Source organism: Bradyrhizobium tropiciagri (assembly GCF_001189845.1).
Classification (GTDB): domain Bacteria; phylum Pseudomonadota; class Alphaproteobacteria; order Rhizobiales; family Xanthobacteraceae; genus Bradyrhizobium; species Bradyrhizobium tropiciagri.
Genome location: NZ_LFLZ01000024.1, coordinates 61,374 through 76,787, shown reverse-complemented (window position 1 = coordinate 76,787; position 15,414 = coordinate 61,374). Strand labels below are relative to the sequence as shown.

The 15,414-nt window shown below is 62.9% G+C and carries 11 protein-coding genes and 2 pseudogenes; 5 read left to right on the top strand and 8 right to left on the bottom strand.

Annotated elements, in window-relative coordinates; translation table 11 throughout:
- Positions 1-4: 4 nt before the first annotated feature.
- The 7 genes and pseudogenes from AKN84_RS20290 to AKN84_RS20260 form a co-directional block, all read right to left on the bottom strand.
- A complete protein-coding gene (locus AKN84_RS20290) occupies positions 5-880 on the bottom strand; it encodes a nitroreductase family protein (RefSeq protein WP_128971021.1) in 876 nt (291 codons plus the stop codon).
- A 24-nt stretch (positions 881-904) separates the two neighbouring features.
- Positions 905-2,008: an ABC transporter substrate-binding protein gene (locus tag AKN84_RS20285; RefSeq protein WP_050422414.1), complete on the bottom strand. Its 1,104-nt coding sequence runs from the start codon at positions 2,006-2,008 to the stop codon at positions 905-907.
- Positions 2,009-2,235: 227 nt separating this feature from the next.
- Positions 2,236-3,015, bottom strand: coding sequence for an ABC transporter permease (locus AKN84_RS20280; RefSeq protein ID WP_050422413.1), 780 nt, complete (start codon positions 3,013-3,015; stop codon positions 2,236-2,238).
- Positions 3,005-3,814 (bottom strand): ABC transporter permease, encoded by an 810-nt coding sequence (locus AKN84_RS20275; RefSeq protein WP_244485320.1) that lies wholly within the window; start codon positions 3,812-3,814, stop codon positions 3,005-3,007. Before AKN84_RS20275 ends, AKN84_RS20280 begins: the two co-directional genes overlap by 11 nt.
- A 44-nt stretch (positions 3,815-3,858) precedes the next feature.
- The gene (locus tag AKN84_RS20270; protein WP_050422411.1) at positions 3,859-4,695 is read right to left on the bottom strand and encodes an ABC transporter ATP-binding protein; all 837 of its coding nucleotides are present in this window, start codon (positions 4,693-4,695) and stop codon (positions 3,859-3,861) included.
- On the bottom strand, positions 4,692-5,774 hold the full coding sequence (locus tag AKN84_RS20265; protein WP_050422410.1) for an ABC transporter substrate-binding protein: 1,083 nt from the start codon (positions 5,772-5,774) through the stop codon (positions 4,692-4,694). Before AKN84_RS20265 ends, AKN84_RS20270 begins: the two co-directional genes overlap by 4 nt.
- A 161-nt stretch (positions 5,775-5,935) precedes the next feature.
- Positions 5,936-7,455, bottom strand: a pseudogene (locus AKN84_RS20260) (ABC transporter substrate-binding protein).
- Between the two features lie 340 nt (positions 7,456-7,795).
- Here AKN84_RS20260 and AKN84_RS50725 point away from each other — a divergent pair.
- The 3 genes and pseudogenes from AKN84_RS50725 (at position 7,796) to AKN84_RS20245 (ending at position 12,016) form a co-directional block, all read left to right on the top strand.
- Positions 7,796-9,402 (top strand): annotated as a pseudogene (locus tag AKN84_RS50725) (ABC transporter substrate-binding protein).
- Between the two features lie 19 nt (positions 9,403-9,421).
- Positions 9,422-10,603 carry an acyl-CoA dehydrogenase family protein gene (locus tag AKN84_RS20250; protein ID WP_050422409.1) on the top strand — a complete coding sequence of 394 codons (1,182 nt, stop codon included), beginning with the start codon at positions 9,422-9,424 and terminating at the stop codon, positions 10,601-10,603.
- 15 nt (positions 10,604-10,618) lie between these two features.
- On the top strand, positions 10,619-12,016 hold the full coding sequence (locus AKN84_RS20245) for an LLM class flavin-dependent oxidoreductase (RefSeq protein ID WP_050422408.1): 1,398 nt from the start codon (positions 10,619-10,621) through the stop codon (positions 12,014-12,016).
- A 16-nt stretch (positions 12,017-12,032) separates the two neighbouring features.
- Here AKN84_RS20245 and AKN84_RS20240 read toward each other — a convergent pair whose 3' ends face one another.
- Positions 12,033-13,235, bottom strand: coding sequence for an LLM class flavin-dependent oxidoreductase (locus AKN84_RS20240; protein ID WP_128971019.1), 1,203 nt, complete (start codon positions 13,233-13,235; stop codon positions 12,033-12,035).
- Between the two features lie 211 nt (positions 13,236-13,446).
- Here AKN84_RS20240 and AKN84_RS20235 point away from each other — a divergent pair, with 211 nt between their 5' ends.
- A complete protein-coding gene (locus AKN84_RS20235) occupies positions 13,447-14,433 on the top strand; it encodes an ABC transporter permease (protein WP_050422407.1) in 987 nt (328 codons plus the stop codon).
- Between the two features lie 2 nt (positions 14,434-14,435).
- Positions 14,436-15,413, top strand: a complete 978-nt coding sequence (locus AKN84_RS20230) for an ABC transporter permease (RefSeq protein WP_128971018.1) — start codon at positions 14,436-14,438, stop codon at positions 15,411-15,413.
- Position 15,414: the final 1 nt, after the last annotated feature.

The following is a 15,414-nucleotide window of genomic DNA, read 5'->3' as shown; positions in this document are numbered from 1 at the left end:
CACCTCATTTGAGTGGAAAGCCTAACCCTCGCAGTTCCTCGACGAGGCGGTCCCGTCCATTCAGCGACCGGACCGATCCAAGCCGGTTGAGCACGGTTTGGGTCCACCCGGTCGCGGGCAATCCCTCGGCGTTCTGGAAATCGCGCAAGGTGGCGTCATAGGCTGCGATTCCCGCCTCCTCGCCGGCCGTCGCGTAGCGCTCGCGATGGATCACGACATCCTGGCGCAGGCGCGGCTTGACCCGGGCGGGCCGCGTCGGATCGGGATAGCCGATGCACAGCCCGAACACCGCCGCGGCCTGCGGCGGCAGTCGCAGTTCCTCGGCCACGGCCTGCGGCCTGTTGCGGAGCGCGCCGATATAGACCGATCCGAGACCAAGCGCTTCGGCCGCTAAAACCGCGTTCTGGGCGGCCAATGCCGCATCGACCACGGCTACGATGAACGTCTCGAGGAAAGGCAGTCCATCCTTGGGATGGTTCGCACTCCTAGCCAGACGCTCGGCCCGCGACAAATCCGCCAGCCAAACCAGGAACAGCGGCGCCTCGACGATATGCTTCTGTCCGCCGGCGAACTCGGCGAGGCGCGCCTTGCGTGCCTCATCCTCGACCGCCACGACACTCCAGGTCTGGAGGTTGGAGGACGATGAGGCCGACTGCGCAGCCGCGACGAGCGTCTCCACTGTACCGCGCGGCACCGGGTCCGGCCGATAGGCTCGCACCGAGCGGTGGGCAAGGAGATTATCCAGCACCCCGTTCCAGCCGTCGCCGATCAGAGGCAAATCCTTGCCGTAACGGGAGTGCAACGCCGCCGAAGCGGCATCATCAATCCCCGACGGGCCGGGCACCACAGTCGAGGCGGCCTTGCTTCTCGTGTTGCTCATCAACGCGCTCCTCCGGTAAATCGCCTAGACGTCAATGTCGACTACGACGCGATTGGCAAGCTTGGCCGGGTCCGTATTCGGCTTGATGATCGTGGCACGTTTCAGATCGCTCGTGATCTTCACGACCTCGCGACGCAGGTCTGCGCCCGCCGGGTGATGGCCATGCGTATGGCTGCGCAGCATCGCGGCCAGGTCGGCGACTGCCACCTTCGGGGTGTATTTGGAGAATATCTCGGCAGCATCATCGGGATTTTCGGCAACGTGGTGCGCAGCTTCGCGAACGGCGAGGGTCAGCGCCTTCACCGCGGCGGGATCCGACGCCCAGAGCGAACTCCGCACGCCGAGCGTGCAGCACGACAGGTTGGCGTAATCCCCGCTCAGATTTGATGCGATCTCGACCAGATCGCCATTGGCACGCCGCTCCGTCAGCCAGGCATTCGGGTCGGAGTCGGCGATCGCCTGTATCTCGCCGCGTTGCAGGGCGGTGAGCTGCAGGTCGGCCGGAAATTCGCGCCATTGCACATCGGTCTGTGGATCGAGCCCGTTGTCCGACAGCAGGATGGCAAAGAAGTTGCGCGGAGGCCCGGAAATGCTGGAGACGCCGATCGTCTTGCCCTTGAGATCGGTGATATCCTTGAAGCCGGACTCCTTGCGCACGAACAGCCGGGTGCACCCCCCGTGCAGGCCGGTGGTCAGCTTGACGTCGATGCCCTGTTCCAGTGGCTTCAGCCAGTTGAGCAGCATGCTCGAGCCGGCATCCGCCTTGTCGGTCGCCAGCGACTGCAACATCTGGTCGGTGCTCCCTGCAAGCTGCAGGAATTCCACATCGAGATTGTGACGTGCGAAATAGCCCCGGTGCAGGGCCACGGGTACCGCCGCCGTGCAGATGCCCGTGCCGTTATAGGCAAAGCGGATGTGACGAGTCGACCCCTTCGGCGCCTCGTCGGAATTCGCTACCCGACAGATCGGCGCTTCGCTCAGGGGATCAGCAGCCGGGCCGAGACCAAACACCGGAAGGGCACGCGCGGCCTGCATGGCACCGAATGGCGCTGCAAGCCCTACGAGACCGGCCAATCCGAGAAGAGTTCGCCGCGACGGTGAGAACGGTTCATGTTGGTTTGTCGTCATGGGCATCTTCCACTGCTTCACGTTCGACGCGTTTCCGGCTGGTACCGGGGCAAGCAACCGTTGCACTCGACGAAGTGCCCATACGGCGCGACGCGTTGTTCAAAATGCTAGGTCGGACGACGGGATGCGTCGATCGCAAAGTTGGCGACAAAGATAGAGAGTTCGTGTCGCGGCTCGGCAGGCCGCGGAATAGCTCTCCTGAAGCGGACAGATGTGGCTTGTTTCGCTTAGGCCAGCGCCGACGCAGCTCTCCAAGGTATCAACCGCCGCTCCAGCCAACTCGCGCCGCGATCGACCAGAAATCCAACCGAGCCGACAACGAGAATTCCGAGCATCACGAGATCCATATCGAAGCGTTCGCGGCCGGCAATAATGATGCCGCCGATGCCGGGTCCGGCAGCCATGAAGTATTCGGCACCGATCGTCGCGAGCCATGCATAGATCAGCGCAAGATGCAGTCCGGTCAGCAGCGACGGCATCGCCGCTGGAAGATAGACGTAGAGGATGAATTGCACGCGGTTGAAGCGAAACACCTCGCCCACTTCGACGAGCTTGCGGGATGTCGCGTGAATGCCCTCGACCAGGTTGAGAATGACGGGGATCGCCGCCGCGAGCCCGATAAAGACAACCTTCGCCATCTCGTCGAATCCGAACCAGAGCGAGATCAGGGGGATCCACGCCAGGAGCGCGATCTGCTTCAGCCCATTGAACCAGGTCATGACGACGCGGTCCGCGATTGTGGAGAGGCCGAGCAACAGCCCGATCAACACCCCGGCGCCGGAGCCGAACACAAATCCGAGGAGATCACGGCGCAGGCTGGCGGCAAGCGCTTCAAGGAGCTCGCCGCTAGCCAACTCCTGCCAGGCGGTGGCGCCCACATGCTCGAGCGGCGGCAGGAATTGGCGGTTGACCAGGCCCGAATGGCTGGCGACCTCCCAGGTTAGCAGCAGGCCAATCGGCAAGACCAGCCCGCGGCCGAGTGATCCGAGAGCGGCGCTACTGGACATCGTCAATCCGCCAGCGTTGCAGGCCGGTTTCGATAACGGCGAGGATCTTGTCGCTCACAAAGCCGATCACGCCGATCACGATCATGGCGACCAGCACGGTATCGAGCCAGAACATCTGACGGCCCCAGACCAGGAGGTAGCCGAGTCCCTCCGACGAGGCCAGCAGTTCGACGCTGACCAGCGCGATCCAGGCGTGGGTCAGCCCGTAGCGCAGGCCTGTGAAGATCGGCGGTATCGCTCCCGGGAGGACGACGTGGCGCAGCATCTGCAGGGATGTGAAGCGGAACGTTTCTCCTACCTCGATGAACGCCCTCGGCACGTTTCCGATGCCCGCGCTGGTGTTCATGACCACTGGCACAAACGCCGCCTTTGCGATCACGACGATCTTGAGCCCCTCCCCGATGCCGAGCAGCAGCATCGCGAGTGGAATCCAGGCCGGTGCCGGCACCTGGGCGATCGCTGTGAACAGCGGACGGACATAGTCGTCGACGCGCCGCGACAGTCCCATGGCGGAGCCGGTAATCAGGCCGGCGGCCGCGCCGATCCCGAAGCCAAATGCGACGCGCCGCAAACTGTAGCCCGCATGCTGGGCAAGCTCGCCGCTCGCGAGCATGTCCCGCAGTGTATGCAGCACATCCTGGGGCCGAGGCAAGATCTGCTCAGGAAGCCAGCCATGGTTGGTGCCGACGATCCAGATCGGAAGGATGATGGCCGGCAGGATGAGCAACCAGCCAAGCTTCGTGAGCTGACGAAGCACCGCTGCACTGACGCGACCGGAGATACGTCGAAAACCCGCCACCGCGGTGGTCCGAGGCTCAAGTGTCGTGCGAAGAGCTGCATCACTCATGCCGGGCCGCTGATCGGCGTGCCCCCGGAGCCGTCCTCTTCACCATCGCCGAGCGCGCGCAGTACATCGTTGCGAATTCGGACCAGATCATCGTCAGTTCGCGACCTCGGCCTTGGCGCGGAAATCGCGAAAATCCGCGACACACGACCGGGCCGAGGCGCGAGCACGATGACGCGGTCGCCGAGAAGCACAGCTTCGTCGACATCATGGGTCACCAGGACCATCGTGATTCTCTCGTGCGCCCAGATTCGCTGTAGCTCGACCTGGAGCCGCGCCCGCGTCAGCGCGTCGAGCGCACCAAAGGGCTCGTCCAGCAGCAGCAGCCGGGGGCGATTGACGAGGCCGCGCGCAATCGCCGCGCGCTGGGCCATGCCACCGGAGAGCTGGTGCGGATATGCTTGCGCGAATCCATCGAGTCCGACCAACGTGATATGCGCGGCAACGGCCTCCCGCTTGGCCCGGTCGCTGAGCGGCGCATTCTTGAGACCGAGGGCGATGTTTTGGGAAACCGTTGCCCAGGGGAACAGTCGCGGCTCCTGGAAGACGATGCCGCGATCCAGGCTCGTCCCCGCGATCGCATTGCCATCCTGGCTGATGCTGCCACGGAATTCCGGCTCGAGCCCGGCGATCAGCCGCAACAGCGTCGACTTCCCGCAGCCGCTCGGCCCCAGGAGAACGACGAACTCGCCGCCCGCGACGTCGAGCGACACGTCCCGCAGCGCTTCAACGGGCGCGCCATTCACGACAAACGACTTGGAGACGTTGCGCACCTCCAGCCGCCCCTGCCCGTGGTCAGGGACTGCCGTTGTCCGCAGTTGCGCGGCGACGTTCATTGTCCCGCCGCCTGCGGCCGTCCGCTCGCATCATATTCCTGCCAGTAACCGACGAGACCCTGCTCCTTGAGCGCAACATCCAGGAATGAACGGTCGAACCAGCCATTGAGGTCAACGTCGCGGCGAAGCAGACCGAACTCCTTCGCCTGTTTGGCCTGCACGCGATAGCTCTCGATGATCGATGCATCGGTAATCGGGGTGTTGCGATACTTCAGTTCTTGGTTGGAGAAGTCAAAGCGATATCCTGACGCCGGAAAGCCTGTTCGGGCCGATATCTCAAAGAACGCTTCCCGGTTGGCCTCGTCCGACGCCCAGCGCGCAGCACGGACGATCGCCGAGACGATCTTCTGCGTGATATCGGGATGCGCCTTGATAAAGGCATCCTGCCCGATCAGCGTCGAATGCCGTTCATAGGCCGGATTGTCGCCTTTGGTGGTGTAGATGATCTCCGCGATATTCTTCTCGGCGAGGCTGGCCAGCGGGAAGTTGCCGAACGCAGCGTCGATATCCTTTGACGTCAACGCCGCATTCGTGGTGGCCGTATCCATGTTGATGATCTGAACGTCCCGCTCCTGGAGACCGTTGCCGGCCAACACCTTGACGGCGGCGAGATGATTGTTGGTTCCACGGAAAATAGAAACCTTGCGGCCGCGGAGATCGGCAACCTTTCGGATCGCCGAGCCGAATGGAACCGCAAGATAGATCGGCGCATGGGCACCGGATGCGAGCAATATCCTGGTCTTTAGACCATTCGCACGGCCGATGATCTCGGGCAGATCGCCCTGGATCGCGAAGTCGAGCTGGTTGTTGGCGAAGGCCTCATTGACGGCGGGGCCTGCTCCCTTGAAGAAATACCATTCGACCTTCACGTCCGGCCGGTCATGCAATTCCCGATCGAGATAATGCTCGGAATGGGCAACCGCCGCGGACGAGCCGCCGGAGAACTGGCGATTGTCGGCACCGACGGAAGCGAATCCGATCCGCACCGTGAGCGTATCGGCGGCAAGCCCCGACCTCAAACCGAACAGTAGACCGGCCCCCGCAAGCAGGAGACTGAAGAGTTTGCGTTTTGCGATCATCAACACATTCCTCGCCGCACCATCACCCGCCCGGCGTTGCCGTCAGAGTATGACGATCCATGATCGCCCTGCGCAATCTCACAGATTTTCATTCTTGACGCGTAATGCGCTATTTCTCTTCTGCGCAGGCAGGCGAAAGGAAAAGAATGTGATGTCACGGCCTAGACGGACGGGTCGATCCAGAGATCGGCGAAGCTCCCGTTCAATCCCTCAGCGCCGGGAGCGAAGTTTCGAACCTTCTTGTTGGCAATGATCACGCCGCCCGCCGCAACGATGTCGACGGAGGCCACCTCCTCGTGGACGATCGATTGGAACTTGGACCAGATCGCGCGCCGCTTCTCGGCATCCGGCTCGATCGCAGCTGCCTCCAGCAGCTGGTCGACCTCGGGATTGCTGTAATGTGCCGCATTCGAGAACGGCAGGCCGATTCGGAAATTCTTCGACCAGTAAGCGCGTTGCACGCCGAGCGTCGGATCGAACGTGTTGGAGAGGCTTTCGATCGTCAGGTCAAATGCCCGATCCCGATAGACGACATTCAGGTAGGTCGCGAGATCGTACCGCAGAATCTCGATGTCCAGGCCAATCCGGCGCAGGGAGTTGCGCAGGAAATCGGCGAAGCTCGCGGGCAGGAATGGATTTTGCGTGAGCCTGAGCTTGGCCCTGATGCCGCCCGCACCTCGCTTGAGGCCGGCCTCATCCAGCAATTGATCTCCCGCCTTCGGATCGAACGGCCACGCCTGGATCTTCGGATCGTAGAACTTGGGCAACGCCGTGCTGACCGGGGACGGAGAGATCAGGCCGTAGCCGAAGAACACGACGTTGACCAACGCCCGATGGTCGATCGCATGAGCGATCGCCTTGCGCACACGGCGATCCTGGAGGATCTGCGTATCGAAATTGAAGAACAGCTGCTGCTGTGGCCCCGAATAGGCGTAGGTCGTGGTATCGACCACGAACCGCTTGTCGACCTTGAAACGCTCGATATCGCCATATGGCACCGGCGTCGCCCCGATATCGACCTCGCCTGCCTCAAGCGCCGCCGCACGCGCGGCCGGATCCAGCACGACCTTCAGCACCAGACGGTCGACATAAGGCTTCGGCGCATCCCAATAGTTCGGATTGCGAACGAACAGAAGATGACTGCCGGGAACCCATTCCCGCAGAAGGAACGGGCCGGTCCCGATCGTCTGCTCGAGCCGGGGCTGTTCCTCGGGCTTGAGAGCTTCGTAAATATGCTTGGGCACAATGGGAGATTCGGCACCGGCCAGTGCCGAAATCAGGAAGGGGGCCGGCTTTGACAGCACGATCACGGCGGTCAGACGGTCCGGCGTTTCGACCGCCTCGACATTCGCGAATGTGATGCGCCGCGCGGGTGAGCGATCTTCAGCCGCTCGATGGAAAATGCGACGTCGGCCGACGTGAACTCCCGTCCATCGGACCATTTCACGTTCGGTCTCAGCCGGAACGTGTAGCGCCTGCCATCGTCGCTGATGGTCCAGGATGTCGCCAGCACCGACCTCGGATTGAGATCGTAGTCGTACGCAAGGAGCCCTTCGTTGATCTTGGTGCCGATCGTCTGCCCGGTTCCCGACGACGTGTTGATCGCGATGATCGCGGAAGGGTCGGGATAGTACACCCAGTTCAAGGTGCCGCCGGGTACCGGTTTCGCATCGGCGGCCATCGCTTGTGATGGACCGAGCAGGCCGGCGGCGCCGGAAGCCAGAAGGCCGCGATTGAAGGTCCGTCGATTCAGCGACATCGCGCCCCCGCGTCAGACCGCGGCGCACGGAGAGGTTATCTCGCCGGATCCGCCGCGCAAGTTGTACCGCCTCAATCTTGATCATGTTTCGCAGAGAATTTGCTTTTGTTGTTCACAGCAACGGCGCGCGTTCGCGAGCGCGACGTGCCACGCATGCAGCAGCAAAATTTTCATTATGCGAGGAAGCGCGCCGCAGGATTGATTGTCGGACCTCGAGGTGGATTATTGCGACACAGTGTTCACAACTGACGTGCGATCGGCAATGAACTGGCTTACGCGCCGGCAAATCACAAAGGCTCTGCTGTTGACCTCCGGCGCCTTTGTCGGCGGACCAATGGTGACTTCAGCGCGCGCAGCCGATGAAGGCCAGCATGGCGGAACGTTGAACGTCGTGATCCAGCCCGAGCCTCCCATCCTCGTCAGCCTGACGCACACCGCGGGCCCGACCACCCGCGTAAGCGGAAAGGTGACCGAGGGGCTCGTCGCCTTCGATCTGGACTTCAATCCCCGCCCGCAGCTCGCGACCAGCTGGCAGAAGAGCGAAGACGGGCTCAGCTATCGGTTCGAGCTCCGGCGCGGTGTAAAGTGGCACGATGGCCGCGACTTCACGTCGGCGGACGTCGCGCACTCCATCGAGCTTCTCAAGCAGCATCATCCACGCGGCCGCGGCACGCTGGCCTCGGTTCGCGAGGTGCGCACGCCCGATCCGCATGTTGCGGAAATCGTGCTCGACAAGCCCGCGCCCTATCTGCTCGCCGCCCTCACGGCCTCAGAATCGCCGATCGTGCCGCGGCACATCTATGAGGGCACCGATCCCCTGGCTAATCCCAACGGACGCGCGCCGATTGGAACTGGTCCCTTCGTTTTCAGGGAATGGAAACAGGGCAGCCACATCGTGCTGGAGCGCAATCCCAATTATTGGGATCCCGGCAAGCCCTATCTCGACCGCATCGTCATCCGCTTCATCGCCGACGCCAACGCCCGCGCGGTTGCACTCGAGACCGGGGAGATCCACTACGCGCCTGATACGCCGGTGCCGCTCGGGCAGATCGAGACGCTCAAGGCCGACCCGAACCTGCTGATCGAAACACGCGGCTATGACTATCAGCCATCGTGTACCGGCTCGAGTTCAACCTCGCCAATCCCTACTTTGCCAAGCCGGAGGTCCGGCGTGCCGTCGCGCATGCAGTAGACCGCGACGCGATCAACCGCATCGTTTTCTACGGATGGACACAGAGTGCGCCGGCTGCGATCAGCCCGGCGCTGAAGCAATTCCACAATCCCGGGATTCCGCACTACGAATTCGCGCCCAAGAAGGCCGAAGCGTTGCTCGATGCCGCAGGCTTGCCGCGCGGGCCGGACGGTACGCGATTCAAGGTTTTCCATGACTACATGCCCTATGGCGAGACCTATCAGCAGCTTGGCGCCTACACGCGCCAGGCGCTTTCCACGATTGGCATCGGCGTGACGCTGCGCGCACAGGACGTTCCCACCTGGTTCAAGCGCACCTACACAAACCGCGACTTCGATTTCATGAGCAACGGCATGAGCCATTCGTTCGATCCGACGGTCGGCGTGCAGCGGCTGTACTGGTCGAAGAACTTCAAACCCGGCGTGCCCTTCTCAAACGGATCTGGCTACAGCAACCCTGAGGTCGACCGGCTGCTGGAAGCGGCCGCCATCGAAAGCGATCCGGCAAAGCGCCGTGAGCTGTTCTACGCCTTCCAGGTCATCGTTGCGACCGACCTGCCCGACATCAATCTGGTGACGGGACCAAACCTGACCATCGTCAACCGCAAGGTCCGCGATCACACCACGACGATCGACGGGCCGTCCGCCAACTTTGCCGACGTCTGGCTGCAAAGCTGATCTCGCACGGGATATCCTCATGAGTTTCGATCTCGATACATCAAATCCCCATTTTGCCAAGGCAGTGCGGCTGCGGGAGATCTTCGCGCGCGACGCCGCCGAGCGCGACCGCGCCGGTGGCAAACCGCTCGAGCAGTTGGCCTTGCTGAAGGAGAGCGGCCTTCTCAACCTATTGATACCGACGGAATTCGGCGGCGCCGGCGAACGCTGGTCGACCGCGCTGAAGATCGCCCGTGAGTTTGCCAAAGTGGACGGTGCCCTGGGACACCTCTACGGCTACCATTTCGGCTCCCAGCATGCCGCCCATCTGCGCGGCACGGCCGAGCAAGCTGCCGATATCTTCCGGCGGTCCGCTGCCGGCAACTGGTTCTGGGGCAATACCGCAAACAGTTTCTCGAAGAGCCTGTTCGGCCGTCGCGATGCCGATGGCTACATATTGGACGGGTTTCGTCCGTTCACATCAGGATCGCATATCGCGGACTATCTGCAGGTCGCCTGGGAAGACCGCGACACCAATGCACGGAGCTTCGCGGCCATTCCGGCAAACCGGGACGGCATCCGGATCGAGAATGATTGGGACGGCTTCGGCCAGCGCCAAACTGGAAGCGGGCGCGTCACCTACACCGGGGTCCGGATTCATCGAAACGAGGTGCTCGACCACAAGCTTGACGGCGGCCGTCCCTATCAGACCGTAACGCCCTTCCTGCAGCAGAGCACCCTGCTGAATGTCTTCATCGGCAGTGCGCAGGGCGCCTTGATCACCGCGCGCGATTATACGCGGGAAACGTCCCGCCCCTGGCTTCATTCGGGCGTTGAAAAGCACACCGATGATCCCTGGGTCAGACGGGTCTATGGCGAGCTTTATACGCGGGTGAAAGCGGCCACGCTGCTCGCGGATGAGGCGGCCGCGACGCTCGACCGGGTCTGGTCGCGCGGCCGCGATCTGACGCCCCAGGAGCGCGGCGAGGCCGCGGTCGTGATTGCCGGCGCCAATGCCCATGCCGGTGAAGTTGCGCTTGATGTCACCAGCCGCATCTTCGAGGTAATGGGTGCACGCTGCGCTACCATTGCCAATGGCTATGACCGCTTCTGGCGCAATGTGCGCATCCACACGCTGCACAATCCCGCCGAATACAAGACGCGCAATGTCGGGAACTGGTTTCTCACCGGTGTCCATCCCGAGCCGTCCACATTCCAGTAGCCGAGAGAGTCCGTCGTGCCCAAGCAAATCCAGGTCAACGGCTTCGCCATCTTCAGCCCGGTTCACCTTTCTCCCGGGCTATGGCGCCATCCGGAGGACCGCTCGCTGGACTTCGATACGCTTGATTACTGGACGGACGTGGCGCGCATTCTCGAGGCCGGCAAGTTCGACTCGATCTTCATCGCCGACGGCATCGGCATTCATGACGTTTATGCCGGAACGGCCGACGCGGCGCTGCGCAGCGGCGCGCAAATTCCGAAGCTCGATCCCATGCTGCTGGTCTCGGCCATGGCGCATGTCACCGAGCATCTCGGCATCGGCGTCACGGCCCCCGTATCGTATGAGCCGCCGTTCACGCTCGCGCGCCGCTTCTCGACCCTCGATCATCTGACCAAGGGGCGCGTCGCCTGGAACATCGTGACCGGTTATTCCAACGCCGCGTCACGCGCGGTCGGCCGCGACAGCATCATGCCGCACGACCCCCGCTATGATCTTGCCGACGAATTCCTCGATGCCGTCTATGCGCTCTGGGAAGGTAGTTGGGACGACGAGGCCATTATCGTCGATCCCACCAAAGGTGTGATCGCGGATCCGCAGCACATCCGCAAAGTTCATCACCACGGCACGCATTTCAAGCTTGACGCCATCCACCTCGTCCATCCCTCTCCGCAACGGACGCCATTCCTATTCCAGGCAGGCGCCTCCAATCGCGGCAAGGATTTCGCCGCCCGGCACGCCGAAGCGGTGTTCCTGGGGGAGCATTCCAAGGCACGCACGGCGGCCAATGTCGCCGAGACGCGGGCACGCGCTCGGGCGTTCGGCCGCGACGAGCACGACATCCGTTTCTATGCCCTGACGACCGTGATCGTCGCGGAGACCCACGCCGCGGCGGAAGCCAAATACCGCGACTATCAACGCTATATCGATCCCAAGGGCTCGCTCGCGCTGCTGTCCGGCTGGACCGGAATCGATCTCTCCCGCTACAGCCTGGATGATCCCTTTCCGACCGCGAAGAAGGACAACGCGGTCACCTCGATGATCGATTCCTTCTCCAGGAGCGAGCGCCCCTGGACCATTCGCGAGATCATCGAGCACAATGGCATCGGCGGCCGGGGCCCCGTCATTGTTGGCTCGCCTGCGGAAGTCGCTGACGAGCTCCAGGCCTGGGTCGATGAGACCGATATCAACGGCTTCAACCTCAGCTACGCTGTGACGCCGGGCGGGTATCGGGATTTCGCCGAGCTCGTCGTGCCGGAATTGCAGCGCCGCGGTGTCTACAAGACCGAATATGCTCCGGGGACCTTGCGGGAGAAAATCTTCGGCGCCGGTCGGGCACGCCTGCCGTCCTCGCATCCTGCCGCAAGCTTCCGGCCCCATGCGGCGGCGCGGACGCGTGAAGCCGCATCCGCCTGACCTCATGGAACCCCGGTCAACCCACCTCGAGCTTCGGCACGGCATGGCGCAGTCCGGCCTGCTCCATCAGCGGCAGGACGCGGCGACCGAAGAAATCGAGATCAGGCTTGAAATCGAAGAAGCTGAGCTGAAGGCCGTCGATCCCGGCCTTCTTGAGCTGCACAAACTGCTCGACGACTTGCTCGGGGGTGCCGATCACCTCGATATTGCCGCCAATGGCGCGCCGCTTCGGCGCATCGACGCCGACGCGCCCTTTCCAGGCATGCGCATCGCTCGCGAAGTTCTGCATGCTGGCGACCGGATCGAGATGGTCGACGATAGCGTCGTGATACTGCCAGGTCTCACGCTCGCTCTCCCGGCAGACGACCATCGGATTGAGCAGCGTCCGTACCTCTCGTCCGACATCGATGGCGGATTGCTTCACGCGCTGGACATGCGGCGGCAGCGCCTCGATCGCGCTCGCAAACGACGAACCCGCCGGACTGGTGACAAAGACGATGTCCGAGTAGCGGCCCGCGAACGCAATGCCGGCATCCGATCCGGTCGCGTTGACCAGGATCGGACGCGCAAAACGCGGCTTGGGAGTCACGAACGCATTGCTCAGGCACCAGGGAGATTCTCCCTCGAAAGAGAAGTTCTCCTTGTCGCCCCACAGCCGCTGCAGCACTTCGATGAACTCGGCCGCCAGCTCGTAGCGTCGGTCATGCTCGATCTGGTTCCAGCCGAATGCCTCGTGCTCGATCGCACGGTGCCCGGTCACGACATTGATCCCCCAGCGCCCTCCCGAAATATGATCCAGCGTGGCGCCGTATTTGGCGAGATGCAGGGGATGGATCGGTCCGTAGAGCACGTGGATCGTCGAGATCAGCATGATCCGCGACGTGACAGCGGCAAGCGAAGCGGTAGTGATGAACGAATCGAGCGCTTCGCCCGTAAAGACGCCGCCGTAGCCGCCCTTCGGCAGCCATTGGGACAGCGCGAACACGAGATCGAAGCCGAAGGACTCCGCACTGAGCGTCAGATCGCGATTGTAGTCGAACGTCCACGTCGTCGAGCGCGGCAAGGTCGACGCGCTCCAGCCACCGGCCTGGATCGGCAGGAACAGGCCAAGCAGCAACGGCTGCTTCAGCGACTTCGACAAAGGACTTTCCGGAAACTGGCTCGGGCTCGGAAACAGCGGCCAGCCAACAATGTCGCCGGGCTTGTGCACTATCGTCATCGTCATGTCCGTCGTGGTGATACGTGCCGTCCGTGGAGCATCCGCAACATCGATACGATCGCACGTGAATGCATCGACGTTGGCGGCGGGCTTTGCCGTTGTCAACCGCGCGGCACGTTCCACATTGCGCGATCTCGGTACTCCCGACACGTGACGAGCGAACGCATGAGCACACGTATTTTTTCGACACGGCGCGAAAGTTAGAACAAACATGTCAGGCATCCAGCGCATCGGAAAGACTTTTCGCCGCACGATCTGGCAGGCGGTACCGACGGTGATCGGAATCATCGTCATCAATTTTTTTCTGCTGCAGCTCGCGCCCGGCGATGCAGCCGACGTGCTTGCCGGCGAATCCGGATCGGCGACGATGGAAACGGTCGCCGCGCTCCGCTCCCGCTTCGGCCTCGACCAGCCAGTCTTGCTGCAACTCGTGGCGTATCTCGACAATCTCGCCCATCTGAGCCTCGGCTATTCGCCGCGCTACAACCTTCCGGTCGCCGACATCATCGGCCAGCGACTGCCCGGCACCGTGGCATTGATGACGACGGCGCTCGTCATAGCCCTCGCCGGCGGCATCGCGCTCGGCATCGTGATGGCTACGTTCGCCGGCCGATGGCCCGACCGGGTGATCTCGATCGTCGTCACGCTGTTCTACTCGATCCCGGGGTTCTGGATCGGCCTGATGCTGATCCTGCTGTTTTCCGTCAAGCTGGGGTGGTTGCCGAGCGGCGGCGCGGCCACGATCGGCGCTGACATCAGCGGCTTCGATCTGCTGATCGATCGTGCCCGCTACATGGTTCTGCCCGCAGTCTCGCTGTCGCTGTTCTACATCGCGATCTACTCCAGACTGGCTCGCGCCGCCATGCTCGAAGCCCAGGCACAGGACTATGTGCGTACCGCAGCCGCGAAAGGGCTATCTCCACTCACGATCACAGTGCGTCATGTCTTGCGTAACGCCCTGTTGCCGGTCACGACGGTCGCCGGCATGCATTTCGGAGGTTTGCTCGGCGGCGCCGTGGTGGTCGAGACGGTGTACAGCTGGCCCGGCCTCGGCCGCCTCGCTTTCGAGGCCGTGATGAGCCGCGACTTCAGCGTGCTGCTCGGAATTCTCCTGCTTTCTTCCCTGCTCGTGATCATCGCCAATGTCACGGTCGATCTCGTGCAGGCCTGGCTCGACCCACGCATCGAGACGCGCTGACCATGACCGACGCCACGTTGGACTCCACCCGCCCGACCGAGCACTCCGCTGATGATCGGCCGCGGCCTGTCCCGGACCGCCCCGAATGGTCGAATATTCATGCGCCCGACACGCATGTGATCGCGATCGACGCTGGCCGTCAGCGATCCTGGTTGCCTGACCGTCTGCGACGAAATCCCTCGTTCGTAGCGGGCACCGTCTTGCTGCTGGTGATCATCGCGGCGGCCGTGTTCGCTCCGGTTCTCTATCCCGGCGATCCTCTGTCGATGGTTGCGCGTCCCCTGTTGTGGCCGGGACAGGATCTCGCCTATCCCCTTGGAACCGACTCGCTGGGACGCGATGTCGCCGCCGGCCTGATGCATGGAGCACGGATTTCACTCCTGATCGGCTTTGTCGCCACGACGATCGGCGTGACGGTCGGCACTGTGGTGGGTGCGGTCGCCGGCTATCGGGGCGGCCGCATCGACGACTTCCTCGTCCGGGTCATCGAACTGTTCCAGACCATTCCGAGCTTTATCCTGCTCGTCGTGCTGGTCGCGATCGCCCAACCTTCGATTGCGACGGTGACCTGGGCGATCGGGCTCGTCACCTGGCCGACCATTGCACGGCTGGTCCGCGCCGAATTTCGGGTGCTGCGCGAAAAGGAGTTCGTCATGGCGGCACGCAGTCTCGGCTTCAGCGACACCCGCATCGTCGTCCGCGAGATCCTGCCCAATGCCCTTCCGGCAATCATCGTGACCACGTCGGTGATGGTCGCGACCGCGATCCTGATGGAGGCGGCGCTGTCATTCCTCGGACTTGGCGACCCGAATGTCGTGAGCTGGGGCAGCATGATCGGCTCCGGACGCGAGTTGATCAGAACGGCGTGGTATCTCACCGCGCTTCCGGGCCTCGTCATCGTCCTGACCGTACTCTCGTTGAACCTGATCGGCGACGGGCTGACGGACGTGCTCAATCCGCGTCTCAGCCGGGAGCGATAGG